Origin of the sequence: Ureibacillus massiliensis 4400831 = CIP 108448 = CCUG 49529, assembly GCF_000772965.1 — a bacterium.
GTDB lineage: Bacteria > Bacillota > Bacilli > Bacillales_A > Planococcaceae > Ureibacillus > Ureibacillus massiliensis.
The window spans coordinates 1-12661 of sequence record NZ_JPVQ01000001.1 but is presented as its reverse complement, the minus strand read 5'-3'; the positions used below and the strand labels follow the sequence as shown (position 1 = coordinate 12661).

Genomic DNA, 12661 nt, shown 5'->3' with positions numbered 1-12661 from the left:
ACACTTTCCCTCCTTTTCTAAGCAATTTCCGTCTGTAATCGAAATGATTGATGAATTGCGCCAGCCACTGTTTTTCCTTGCTCTACAGCAGAAACTACCATCGCTTCTCCTTGTCCATTGCCAAAAATAACATCTCCACAGGCGTAGATTTTTTCTTGAGAGGTTTTTAATGCTTCATCTACTTGAACAACGCCTCGGACACTTTTCAATCCAAATGCTTTAATTAAATTTTCGTAGCGGGATTGCCCGATAGCTTTAATGACCAAATCCACTTCAAGGGTAAATTCAGAGCCTTCAACTGGTATTGGTTTTTGTCTACCATCTGGACCTACTTCGCCTAATGTCATTTCCGTGCATTTTAAACCTTTCACTTGGCTATCTTCACCTATAATTTCAACAGGAGCGGTTAGCCATCTAAATTCGACCCCATCTTGCTTTGCAAACTCATATTCAAACTGGTAGGCTGTCATTTCCGTTTTCGTTCTTCGATAAATAATCTGTACATTAGAAGCACCTAATCTTACTGCAGAAGTTGCAGCATCAATCGCAGTATTTCCAGCACCAATTACAGCTACCTTCTTACCTCTAATATCTTCTGTTGGTTCGTTTATTTTTGTATCCTTTACAAATTCAATTGCATCATAAACACCCTTTAGTTGCTCACCATCAATATCTAAATTCGGAACACTGCTCATACCAATTGCAAGTACAATACGATCATGATTGTTGACTATTTCTTCTACAGAAACGTCTTCACCAACACGACAATTTGTTTTAATTTCGACGCCCAATTTCTCTATTTGTTTGACCTCCCAATCAACTACAGTTCTAGGAAGTCGGAAGGACACAATACCATAACGACCTAGTCCTCCTGCTTCACTTTCAGCTTCAAAAATGGTTACTTTGTAGCCTAGGCGACTTAACTCTCTTGCAGCAGATAATCCAGCAGGTCCACTTCCGATAATCGCAACTGTTTTCCCATTGTTTATGCCTGCTTCAAATAATGGTTTATTTTGTTTCATTGCATAATCCGTTGCATACCGTTGTAGATTTCCGATTTCAATCGGTTTCGATATATCGTTCAATACACAAGCACCTTCACATAATTCTTCAGTTGGACATACCCGCGCACAACTTGCACCAAGTGGATTTGCTTCTAAAATGGTTTTGGCCGATCCTTTTAGGTTATTTGAAGCTATTTTTTTAATAAATTTCGGTATTTGAATTCCCGTAGGACATGCTTTTATACAAGGTGCATCGTAGCAATAAAGACATCGATTTGCTTCGACGATGGCTTCTGTTTTCGTCATTCCTTTATAGATTTCTTCAAAATTCTCCTTTAGATTTGGAGAAATCATTCCACCAGTTATACTGCTCATATATCCCCCTCCTTTTAGGCAACACGTTAATTAGATACAGCAGCTTCTAATGTGCTAGCAGCTTTTTTCTTTAATGGTCGTTTAATATATTTACCGCCACCGATCGTGCCTACAAATTCTTTATCTTTCACAATAAATTCTCCTCGTAATAGTACACTTACTGGCTCGCCTGTTACTTCCATTCCTTCAAAGGCATTGTAATCGACATTCATATGATGTGTTTCCGCTGAAATGATACGTTTTACATTCGGATCAAAAATAACGATGTCCGCATCAGAGCCGATTGCAATCGTACCTTTTTGCGGGAATAGCCCAAAAATTTTCGCGGCACTCGTTGAAACTGCATCAACGAAATCATTGATAGATATTCTTCCTTTAGTTACACCTTCTGAATATAAAACAGTGAATCGATCCTCTATAAATGGACCGCCATTTGGTATTTTCGAGAAGTCATTTAATCCCAATTGTTTTTTACCATTAAAGCTAAATGAACATTGGTCTGAGCCAATGGTTTGTAGTTGTTTTGCTTTTAAAGCATTCCAAAGGGGTTCTTGATGAGATTTTGGTCTAAGTGGTGGTGACCAAACGTATTTGGCACCTTCAAACCCTGGTTGAGCGAGTAGTGATTGGTCTAAAGTAAGATAAGGAGGGCAAGTTTCGCCATAAACGTCATAGCCTTTTTCACGTGCTTTTACGATTTCATCTACTGCTTCTTTACAAGTAACATGAACGACATACAGTTTTGCGCCTGCTACATGTGCAAGTTCAATTGCTCGTTTTGTTGCCTCGCCTTCTAATTCCGGCGGTCGTGTTAATGCATGGTAAATTGGCGCTGTGTTCCCTGCCCTTTTGGCAGCTTCAACAAGCTCGTCTATAACGGAACCATTTTCACAGTGCACCATGACAACCGCTCCTGTTTCTTTCCCTGCCTTGAACGCCTTAAACAATGTATTATCTGAAGCTTGAAATTCTTTAGCATAGGCCATAAACACCTTAATGGAAGTAATGCCCTCTTTTTCTAGTAATAGAGGAAGCTCTTTTTCCGTTTCTTCGTTTAAGTCTGTTACCATTAGGTGGAATCCATAATCAATAACTGCTTTACCAGTAGCTTTTTCATGCCATTTTTCAACAGCCGTTGATAATTTCGTTTCACCAGCTGTTAAGGCAAAGTCTAAAATAGTAGTCGTTCCACCAAACGCAGCAGCAATGGTACCAGATTCCCAATCATCATCAGTTACTGTGTTATTAAAAGGCATATCTAAATGGGTATGGGGATCAATGCCTCCGGGGAATACGTATTTACCTGTTGCATCAATAATTTCAGCTTCTGTGTCTAAAAGGTCCTTTCCAATCTGAACGATTTTTTCACCTTCAATTAAAATATCGCCCTCAAAAATATCTGTGGCAGTTGCGATTGTACCGCCTTTAATGATTTTCTTTGTCATGGACATACTTCCTTTCGTATTTTGCTTTGTGAATGATTAGCGTTTTCGGGAGGAATTCATACAGCCAGCGTCTGAGCCTCTTTTTGCATACATAAGCGTTTCAAATTTAAATTGCAGCCTCACTGATGGCGAATTTCGTTTGTAAGTTTAAAACTGTTTCGATTAAGACATCTGCGCCTTTTGCACAATCTTCGTAAGTTGTTTCTTCTTCCTCACAATGGCTTTTCCCATTTATGCTTGGGACAAAAATCATCGCAGTTGGCACAATGGATGCGATATATTGGGCATCATGTCCCGCACCACTATATAAGCGCTTTGATGAGTACCCATATCCATTGCAAGCTTGTTCAATTTGATCACAAATTTCCGAATCAAAATCTACGGTATCTCGCCCCCATAGTTTTTCTTTTCGAACGAAGCACCCTGCTTCTTCAGATGGTAATGCTTGAATAATGTCTTCAACTTCGCTAATTTTCTTTGGATCTTTATGACGCGCATCAATGGTGAAAACAACCTTATTTGGAATAACCGTGTGGATATTTGGTGAAACATTGACTCGGCCGATTGTATAAACAAGCTCCTCATCTACACTACCAAGTTGTTCAATTAATGTAGAAATACATTTTGTAGCTAAAAATAGTGGATCTTTACGCATTTTCATTGGTGTTGTTCCAGCATGATCTGACTCGCCACTTATACTTACCTCATAGCAGCACATTCCAAGTACACCCTCTACAACGCCAATTTCCAATTGTTCTGCTTCTAAAATGGGACCTTGTTCAATGTGTAATTCAAGAAAAGCAGTTGCCTCTTTTAGGCGGTTATCGATACTGCCTTCATAACCGCTCTCCTTTAATGCCTCTAAAAAGGTGATACCATTTTTATCTGTAGATTGAAGCATTTTTTCTTTATCAAATTTATTAGTAATGACACCCGAGCTCATCATAGCTGGATCAAAGCGGGCGCCCTCTTCATTTGTAAAATTAACGATTGTCAATGGAAGCTCTAACTCTATATCATTTTCTTTAATCGTTCTAACTACTTCTAGAGCTGTTAATACGCCTAAAACACCATCGAAACGCCCACCTTTTTCAACTGAGTCTAAGTGGGAGCCCATCATAATTGGAGGTAAGTCTCTTTTTCCAGGTAGAGTAGCGTACATATTTGCCATATCGTCTATTACTAACTCCATCCCTAGCTCCTTGCAGCATTCGGCAAAGTAATTTCTTGCTTCAATATCTTCTTTTGATAAGGAAAGTCTTGTAACTCCACCATTTTCTGTTGCACCAAATCGACTAAATTGTTCAAGTGATTCTTTTAATCGAGATTGATTACATTTATACACAAAACACCCCTCCAAATTTTGATGTTAAATAAATTAACATAATAATATTTATTTGGTTATTTTAATGTATAATGTTTTTACAGTATATGGACATTGTTATAAAAATTGTTATGCATTTGCACATTCATAATGTCATAAATTTTAACAATCTATTATTGAAGGGAGTTTTTTCATGACAACAGTTAGAGAACTTCTTCATGCACCTGAATTCCAGCATCTTCAGTTAATTGCGGGTGAAAACGGCCTAAATCGCAAGCTTTCCGGCATTAATGTAATCGAAAGTACCGATTTAATTCCATTTTGCAGACCAAATGAATTGATTGTCACAACTGGAGTTCAAATGAAAAATGATTTAAATCAGCTTGAGCAGCTCATTCGGAATTCATATTCTAGGAAGGTTGCAGGTTTTATTATTAACATTGGCCCTTATATACCTGATGTACCACCTTCCATTATTCAATTTGCTAACGAAATAAATTTCCCCTTATTTCAGATGGAATGGAAGTATCGGGTTGCCGATTTATTAAAAAACACCATCGAATTAATCTCCATGACTCAAGCATCCTTACACCAACAACAAAGTGAACAAAAGCTTCTTTACAATTTAATATTTCGCTATGACCATCCACGTATTTCAATAGAAGAAAACTTGCTCCAAAGAGGCATTCCGAAAGGAGCCGAACTAGGGATTATTACTTGCACAACAAAAAATTTAAATCACTCTATCTCTCAATATTCAGAGATTATTCTTTATGAATTTCAAAACCGTTATCATGATTTTTTATCTTTAAAGCATAATAATCAGCTAATCTTCTTAATTGACCGCGCTCAAGTGAAAACAAATCATATTCCCTTTTCAAAGACTGTAGAAAAGATTTACGACAAGGCCATCGAAAGAAACGGAGAATTAGAACTGATTATTGGAATGGGGAATTTTTACACAGAATTAAAAAATGTTTCGAAGAGTTATGATGAATCTTTAACGGTTATTCATTTAGTCAAACAACATAAAAATCCTTTTATTCAAAAGTATAAAGAAATCGGAACCTACAAAATTATTATGAATGTTCCAGACCAATCTATTATTAAAACTTTTCATCAGGACATGCTTGGTCCCCTTTATTTATATGATCAATTACACAATACGGACTTTGTAGAATTTTTGCGTATTTTTCTTGAGGAAAATGGCAGTGCAAATAAAATTAGTAAACGCCTTTTTATTCATAGAAATACTGTTACGTATAAGATTAACAAAATAGCTTCTTTACTAGATTTAGATTTAAATAATACTTTTGCGAGAACAAATTTAAATGTTGCCTTTATGATTGAAGATATTATGAATCAAAAAAAGGGTAAATAGAACAAGACTTATAGATCTGATGTTGACATGGTGCTTGTGCATTTGCACAACTTAATTTGTCCGAATATTCATTGTTTTCTATGGACGCTGTTGATATGATGACCTCATGCAATCGTCGATAGTAAAAAGGAGAGATTTGTGATGAGTGATTATTTATCGATAAAAGAACAGGATAAGCAATATGTTTTACATTCTTGGGCGAAACAAGGAAGTTTCAATCCAAAGGTTATAGCAAAGGCAGAAGGTGTTTGTTTTTGGGATGATGCAGGTAATCGTTATTTTGACATGAGCTCACAGCTTGTTTATGTCAATGTGGGTCATCAGCATCCGAAAGTTTTAAAAGCCTTTCAAGAAATCGGCACATACCCTCTTGCTGGACCTTCATTTGCAACGAAGCCTAAATCTGATTTATCTCAGAGGATTATCGAACTAGCCCCTTCTAACATGGCAAAGGTCTTTTATACTTCTGGCGGTGCCGAAGCCAATGATCATGCAGTTAAAATCGCGCGAATGGTTTCAGGCCGTTACAAGATTTTTTCTCGCTACCGTTCCTATCACGGAGCTACCTTTGGGGCTGGTAATTTAACAGGAGAAAGTCGTCGTTTTGCTGCTGAGCCTGGTTTACCAGGGTTTGTTAAATTTGAAGTACCTTACCTTTATCGTGAAGTCATTGATTTTGATTCAGAAGAGGCGGCAACAGCTTATTACTTAGGAAAACTACGCAATCAAATTTTATATGAAGGTTCTGATACGATTGCAGCAATCTTTATCGAGCCTATTCCAGGAAGTAACGGTGTGTTAATTCCTCCTAAAGGCTATCTTGAAGGTGTGCGTGCCCTTTGCGATGAGTTTGGCATTTTAATGATTTGTGATGAAGTTATGACAGGATTTGGTCGTACAGGTAAAGGGTTTGCTGTGGATCATTACGATTTTAAACCAGATATTATGACCTTTGCTAAAGGGGTAACTTCTGGTTACGCACCACTCGGCGGTGTTATTATTAGCGAAGACATTTCACGTTTCTTTGATGAAAATGTATTAATGACTGGACTTACTTATAGCGGTCATACAATGTGTACGCAAATCGGAGTTGCCAATTTAGAAGTTTATGAGGAAGAAAATATCTTTGAAAACGCTGAAAAAATGGGCATTCTTTTAAAACAACGTCTTGAGAAATTATTAACCTTCCCTTCTATTGGCGAGATTCGTTCAATTGGTTTATTTGCAGGGGTAGAGCTTGTGAAGGATAAGGCAACAAAGGAGCCAATTATTCAATATGGCCTTGACTATGGGAAGGACCCTGTTGGACTTATGAATAAATTTATATCGATGTTAAGTGCGAATGGTTTTTATACTTATTCTCATGAATCGACGGTGATCATCGCTCCCCCACTCATCATTACTGAGGAACAAATTAATGAAGCTATGGACATTTTTGAAAGTACGTTAAAGCAATTTGAAAAAGAAGGATTATTCCCAGAAGAAACGCTATCTGTGTAAGGAGGTTACTTTAAGTGGAAGGATTTTATTACGAACAGCCGGTACCAATTGATTTTGGTATAGGGAAATTAAAGAAGCTACCTGAAATTATTGATCAATTTGGCTTTGAAAAAGGATTGTTAATTAGCACACCTTCTATGGTAAAAAACGGTGTGGCAGCGCAAATAGTAGCAGCTTCAAATGGGAAGCTGCAAGAGATTTTTTCTGATATTCAGCCAAATCCTACGTTAAAGAATACAGATGATTGCGCTGATATTCTTCGTAGCAATAAATATGATTTTGCAGTAGCAATTGGTGGCGGCAGTATTTTAGATTGCGCAAAGGTTGCTTGCTTTGTAGCAAATACGGAAGATTCAACAAGCATCTATTTCTACAAGAAAAAAACTATCGATCACTCAGGGATTCCTTTAATTGCCATCCCAACAACTTCTGGTACCGCCAGTGAAATTACAGCAGTGTCTGTTTTAACGGATACAGATAAAGGAATTAAAGCTCCTCTAGGTAGCAAATATTTGTATGCAAAGTACGCAATAATTGATCCAGAATTGACATACAGCTGTCCTCCTCATGTAACAGCTACAAGTGGAATTGATGTATTAGCCCATTCATTGGAAGCCTTTTATGGCAAGAAGCATCAACCATATACAGATATGGCTGCAGAAAAAGCGGCAAAATTAGTTTTTGAGAATCTTTTAACAGCCTATAAGGATCCAAATAATATTGAAGCTCGAGTGAATATGAGTTTAGCCTCTGTTACTGCTGGATTTGCATTTAATCTAACACAGACAGCAGCCGCTCACGCCTGTTCTTACCCACTAACACAAGATTTCGGCATCACACATGGTGAAGCATGCGCCTTTACACTTGCTGCATTTTGGCGATTAAATAGCCAAAGTGATGATCCGTACGTTAGCACTCGTCTTCAGGATTTTAGTAAACGCTGTGGATTCGAGGATGGTAATGTTTTAGCGGATTTCATCGATTTTATGAAGAAAGAAATGGACTTATGTATGACATTAGAGGATGCAGGTGTTACTTCAGAAGAGCTGCTTGATAATCTTGTCGCAAATAGTTTCGCACCAAATATGCAAAACAATCCGATTGAAATGACCCCCTCTTCATTAAAAGTATTTTACCAATCCCTTTCAAAATCTTCAGCAGTTTCATAAAGAGTATCCAGAGTTGTTTTAATCCTTGATTAAGCGACTCTGTTTTCTTGTTTTGTTGGTTGATTTTTCGATTCATTTAAAAATTAAGGGGAAATAAATCATCATAGAAGCTTTATATCCCACTCGATAGGTATATGTAAATCGATTCATTTTAAAGTTGCGAATCAATGTATTTATATCTATAAATCGTATTATTTTTAATGTTTTTTTGACTTTTAATATCTTTTATTTAATATAAATTTATCACTCCCATTAATAGTATTCTAATGTCACCTACATTGGTACGCGGTCAACCATTTCTTCTAAATTAATACAGTATTAATTAAAGGTCCTTTCTGTAGCACATATTTATAAAACTTTTCATCCCCATGACTAAATACCTAATTTGAAATACATTAAAGTATGATGTTAACCTTAATAATATATTACTGTTGTTCGATAGAGTAATAAATTTGTAAAGGGTTTTGTGGATTGCTCTTTATTTTAAGGGGATGAAAGCTTGAATAATTTAAAATTAAAAGGGATAACACTTGGTCTGTCCATTTCTTTACTACTAGCTGGTTGCGGTAACGACGAAAGTGCTCAACAAAACGTTCAAGAGGATGAAAAGCCTAGTTTAAGTGAAGCTTTGGACTATACGATTACTGGTGTTGAACCAGGTGCAGGATTAACCCAACTTACAAAAGACACATTAGAAGCCTATGATAATTTAGAAGGCTGGGAGCTTGAAGAAAGCTCTACTGTAGGTATGCTTGCCGCACTAGATGACGCTATTAAGAACGAGGAACCTATTATTATATCTGGTTGGAGCCCTCACTGGAAATTCGCCGCATATGATTTGAAATTCCTTGAAGACCCAAAAGGCGCTTTTGGTGGAGTGGAAAACATTCAAACCATTGCAAGAAAAGGATTAGAGGAAGACATGCCGAACGCTTATAAAATACTTGATACTTTTCATTGGGAATTGGAAGATATCGAATCTATTGTGTTAGCCGCTCAAGAAATCTCAATGGAAGAAGCCGCAAAAAATTGGGTTGAAGCGAATCCAGAAAAAGTAAATGAATGGATTGAAGGTACTGAAAAGGTGGATGGAAAAGATATCGAATTAGTTTTAACTCCATGGGATACAGAACGTGCTACAGCGCAAGTAATGTATGAAGTATTAGTACAACAAGGCTACAATGTTACACTAACACCTGTAGATCCAGTTATTATGTTCCAAGCTATTGCAACTGGCAAAGGCGATGCTTCCCTTGCACCATGGTTACCTACAACACACGGATCTTTCTATGAAGAGTACAAGGAAGAAATTGTTGATTTAGGACCTAATTTAACTGGCGGGAAAAATGGACTTGTTGTCCCTGCATATATGGACATCGATTCAATTGAAGACTTACAACCAAAAGAATAATTGGAGATAATAAATTAGGAGAATTCAGATCGAATTCTCCTTTTTTCTGGTGTTAGTTAAGATTCATTTTAGTCGAACATTCTTTACAGATAAATTTCCCCTCTAAACTTAAAAAGGCTTTGATTTCGGTAAAACCTTTTCGTTTTGGATATCTTATTTGAACCAATACTTCCTCATCATCTTTAATTTCCTTACCACATTTCATACATTTAGGAATAATTAAACTCAATTATATGACCTCCAATTTGAAAGTGCTTGATTTGATTTAATTACGAACTAGTGAATTTTCGATTTAGTTTATAATTTTCAGGAAGCCGCACATAAAAGCGTGGATTCCCTCATCATCTTTAGAAATCGCTTATACAAAAGCCAAATTAATTCCATTTCAATAATTCAGCAATTAAATCAGAACTACCTGGCGTTAACAGAAAGATAGCCAATCCAATACAAAGAATACCTACAATAAACAAAAGGAGGATTGTTTTAACTGACCAAGATACACCTTTCCAAAGTGCTCCTCCTCCTACTACAAGAAGTACAATTCCTATCAGTAGTAATAATAAGTAATAGAATCCCACACAAACCTCTCCTATTCGTTTTATTTTTTGTTTTCACTTTTAATCTAGAGAAATTCACAATTACTCTTGTGTATCATCATTTCGGTATTCTAAAATATCTCCTGGTTGACATTCTAACGCCTTACAAATTGCCTCCAAAGTGGAAAATCGAATTGCCTTTGCTTTGCCATTCTTTAATATTGAAAGGTTCGCCATTGTAATTCCAACTTTCTCAGTTAATTCTGTTACACTCATTTTTCTTTTTGCCAGCATGACATCAATGTTTACTATTATCGCCATTGTTTTCACCTCAGACCGTTAAATCATTTTCAGATTTAATATCAATCGCTTCATTTAAAAGCTTCTGTAGGACTGCAGCAAAGACTGCGATTACTAACGGAGCAAAAACAAGCATCATCCCAATGATAACTACTCCAGGGGCGTCATCTATATCAGCAAAAATATAGAAAAATGGTAAGGCAACGACATACAAGCCTGCGATCGTAGTAGCACAGTATTTAATCTTTTTTAATGCAGTCACGGATATTTCCGAGAACGCTTTGTTTTTATCGATATAGATTAAAAGCTGAAATGCCTGATAAAGCGCGATGAAAAATGGAATCGCAGACACATACATAATTATTAGGATACTATAGATTACCCAAGCCCACTCTAAGCCATCTTGTGCAACATCTTTTGCAATCCAAGGTAACAGAAAGATACAAGCTGCAAGAATTGGAGCTCCAATAATAAAAACAGCTAACTTTAAAAACCATGTTGAGCCTTTTTTCATTTAAATTACACCTCACGTTTTGATTATGTTATTGATAATAAACCGATTTTTATCGTTTTTCAATAAATAATTATTGAATAAAATTATATTTTTTTTGTTGACAATTCCTTTTTTAAGCAAAAATAAAAAGCATTTCTTAAAACAAAGAAACACTTTTTTACTTCCTACTATGTTATTGTGTGGGAATCCTAGGAGCTGACTCTTATTAACATCTTACATAATTACGTTTAAAACCAATTCTCCCTTTGTCTACTTCTTTCATAATGCTTTCATAAGGATTTAGGAGACTGTTTTTTTTGTTCTCCCGTTTCACTTCTACAATCCCAACATTTTTTGCCGTTTCGAGTGCTTTTTCATGAAGCGGTACAAAGGATACCGCTACTGTATATATGAAATTATTCATCGAAGCTTTGGTACGTTCCGGTGCATCATGAATCGTTTTTTCTACAAGGTCAAGCATATCGGAAAGTTTGCTTTCGGAAAATTCAGCATCTGAACGACTTCCTAAAAGCCAACAATAACAACTCCACCCTCCTGACATTGGAAGCTCTTCACCACTAGCAATCCATTTGTCCGCCACCTCTTGCGCAATATCTGATTCGGATAATGTTACTGCTACCACATAATCAGATATCATATAAAAATAGGCTTGGTCCATCCAACGATCATAATCTTTCCCTGTCATGCCTTTTGGATCTGCAATAATTCCCGCAAAGTACATGGCATCGTAGTTCCCTGTCGCATAAAGCTGTTCGGCTAAAGGTTGATTGATTTTGATTTTCTTTGCGATTGGCTTCATCGCGCCTGTCGCTACACCAAATAGAGGTTCTCTTGCACCATTTGACATATACATTTTTTTCGTTCGTTCTTTGCCAAGGGCTTCAAGCTCCTCCATTACCGTTTCGAAATCCATTACTCACACTTCCCTTTTATCCATCTTAATTTTATTATAACCAAGTATTTCATTCCAAATATATTGATTTATTCTTATTTATTGAAATTAAAAAAAGCGTCAACCCTTTTGGATCAACGCTCTTAGTTAAAGAATTTTCACAATGTTAACGGTAAACACTTTCGCAAGTTCCTGCTGCTGGTTCATAATAACAATGATTTTTAAATTGGCCAGCAAAAGGTTGATTGTACCATGTTGGAGGGCATGGAGCATATGGATTGAAATACCAAAGGGCATATTTCCCAGGGTGGTCTCTCCAATAATCCAACACTTGCCTTGCTAATCTTTGTTCATTCGCTCTTGCAGGGCTATAAAAAAGATTTCCTTTTTGAACTGCTTCGAACGAATAATTTCCTCCTTGCACCTGGTAAATAACATCTTCAATCGATCTTAAATCTCTAAAGTCTAAACAATTTGCTACGAGACGATTGACAATGACATTACCAACATAAAGCATTCCTTGGTTTCCTTCACCTTCTGCTTCCGCTCGCATCATTCTTGCAATTAGGTCAACATCCTTATCTCGGTACTTAACTCTTGGCATTTTTTCACCTCAACTTTATGTTATGAAAAAAATCCTTTTTTGATGTCATAATTTAGCGAATGTTGATGAGTTCCATTTAATGTTCGATACAATTTTTAATTTTTCTTTCTCAGTTTCCCTTGTAAATTGAATAATTACCATTCTTATATGACACATTAATAGAGTCTCGGAATAAATAACAATTTTTCTGGGTGAAATGAACCAAA

The 12661-nt window shown here is 36.5% G+C and carries 13 protein-coding genes; 4 read left to right on the top strand and 9 right to left on the bottom strand.

Annotation, left to right across the window (positions count from 1 at the left end; all coding sequences use genetic code 11):
- Nucleotides 1–17: 17 nt before the first annotated feature.
- The 3 genes from CD30_RS00065 to CD30_RS00055 form a co-directional block, all read right to left on the bottom strand.
- A complete protein-coding gene (locus CD30_RS00065; RefSeq protein WP_036170685.1) occupies nucleotides 18–1379 on the bottom strand; it encodes an NAD(P)-dependent oxidoreductase in 1362 nt (453 codons plus the stop codon).
- A gap of 26 nt (nucleotides 1380–1405) precedes the next feature.
- A complete protein-coding gene (gene hydA, locus CD30_RS00060) occupies nucleotides 1406–2824 on the bottom strand; it encodes a dihydropyrimidinase (protein WP_036170683.1) in 1419 nt (472 codons plus the stop codon).
- A gap of 106 nt (nucleotides 2825–2930) precedes the next feature.
- Complete coding sequence (locus tag CD30_RS00055) at nucleotides 2931–4169, bottom strand: Zn-dependent hydrolase (protein ID WP_036170679.1); 1239 nt, start codon at nucleotides 4167–4169, stop codon at nucleotides 2931–2933.
- 172 nt (nucleotides 4170–4341) lie between these two features.
- Between CD30_RS00055 and CD30_RS00050 the strand changes: the two genes are divergently transcribed.
- From CD30_RS00050 to CD30_RS00035, 4 genes are all read left to right on the top strand, one after another.
- The gene (locus CD30_RS00050; RefSeq protein WP_036170676.1) at nucleotides 4342–5529 is read left to right on the top strand and encodes a PucR family transcriptional regulator; all 1188 of its coding nucleotides are present in this window, start codon (nucleotides 4342–4344) and stop codon (nucleotides 5527–5529) included.
- A gap of 141 nt (nucleotides 5530–5670) precedes the next feature.
- Entirely contained in the window at nucleotides 5671–7029 is a 1359-nt protein-coding gene (locus CD30_RS00045) for an aminotransferase class III-fold pyridoxal phosphate-dependent enzyme (protein WP_036170673.1), read from the top strand.
- A gap of 14 nt (nucleotides 7030–7043) precedes the next feature.
- The gene (locus CD30_RS00040) at nucleotides 7044–8198 is read left to right on the top strand and encodes an iron-containing alcohol dehydrogenase family protein (RefSeq protein ID WP_036170670.1); all 1155 of its coding nucleotides are present in this window, start codon (nucleotides 7044–7046) and stop codon (nucleotides 8196–8198) included.
- Between the two features lie 499 nt (nucleotides 8199–8697).
- Nucleotides 8698–9609 (top strand): glycine betaine ABC transporter substrate-binding protein, encoded by a 912-nt coding sequence (locus CD30_RS00035; protein WP_036170667.1) that lies wholly within the window; start codon nucleotides 8698–8700, stop codon nucleotides 9607–9609.
- A 52-nt stretch (nucleotides 9610–9661) separates the two neighbouring features.
- On the opposite strand, the gene CD30_RS00030 is transcribed toward CD30_RS00035, so the two are convergent.
- From CD30_RS00030 to CD30_RS00005, 6 genes are all read right to left on the bottom strand, one after another.
- The gene (locus CD30_RS00030) at nucleotides 9662–9838 is read right to left on the bottom strand and encodes a hypothetical protein (RefSeq protein ID WP_036170664.1); all 177 of its coding nucleotides are present in this window, start codon (nucleotides 9836–9838) and stop codon (nucleotides 9662–9664) included.
- A gap of 145 nt (nucleotides 9839–9983) precedes the next feature.
- Nucleotides 9984–10187: a hypothetical protein gene (locus CD30_RS00025; protein ID WP_036170661.1), complete on the bottom strand. Its 204-nt coding sequence runs from the start codon at nucleotides 10185–10187 to the stop codon at nucleotides 9984–9986.
- Nucleotides 10188–10247: 60 nt separating this feature from the next.
- Nucleotides 10248–10466 carry a helix-turn-helix domain-containing protein gene (locus CD30_RS00020; RefSeq protein WP_036170658.1) on the bottom strand — a complete coding sequence of 73 codons (219 nt, stop codon included), beginning with the start codon at nucleotides 10464–10466 and terminating at the stop codon, nucleotides 10248–10250.
- 10 nt (nucleotides 10467–10476) lie between these two features.
- Nucleotides 10477–10959 carry a DUF2975 domain-containing protein gene (locus tag CD30_RS00015; RefSeq protein ID WP_036170654.1) on the bottom strand — a complete coding sequence of 161 codons (483 nt, stop codon included), beginning with the start codon at nucleotides 10957–10959 and terminating at the stop codon, nucleotides 10477–10479.
- Between the two features lie 205 nt (nucleotides 10960–11164).
- Nucleotides 11165–11872 (bottom strand): DNA alkylation repair protein, encoded by a 708-nt coding sequence (locus CD30_RS00010; RefSeq protein ID WP_036170651.1) that lies wholly within the window; start codon nucleotides 11870–11872, stop codon nucleotides 11165–11167.
- Nucleotides 11873–12017: 145 nt separating this feature from the next.
- Nucleotides 12018–12455 carry a cell wall hydrolase gene (locus CD30_RS00005; RefSeq protein WP_036170648.1) on the bottom strand — a complete coding sequence of 146 codons (438 nt, stop codon included), beginning with the start codon at nucleotides 12453–12455 and terminating at the stop codon, nucleotides 12018–12020.
- Between the last annotated feature and the right edge of the window lie 206 nt (nucleotides 12456–12661).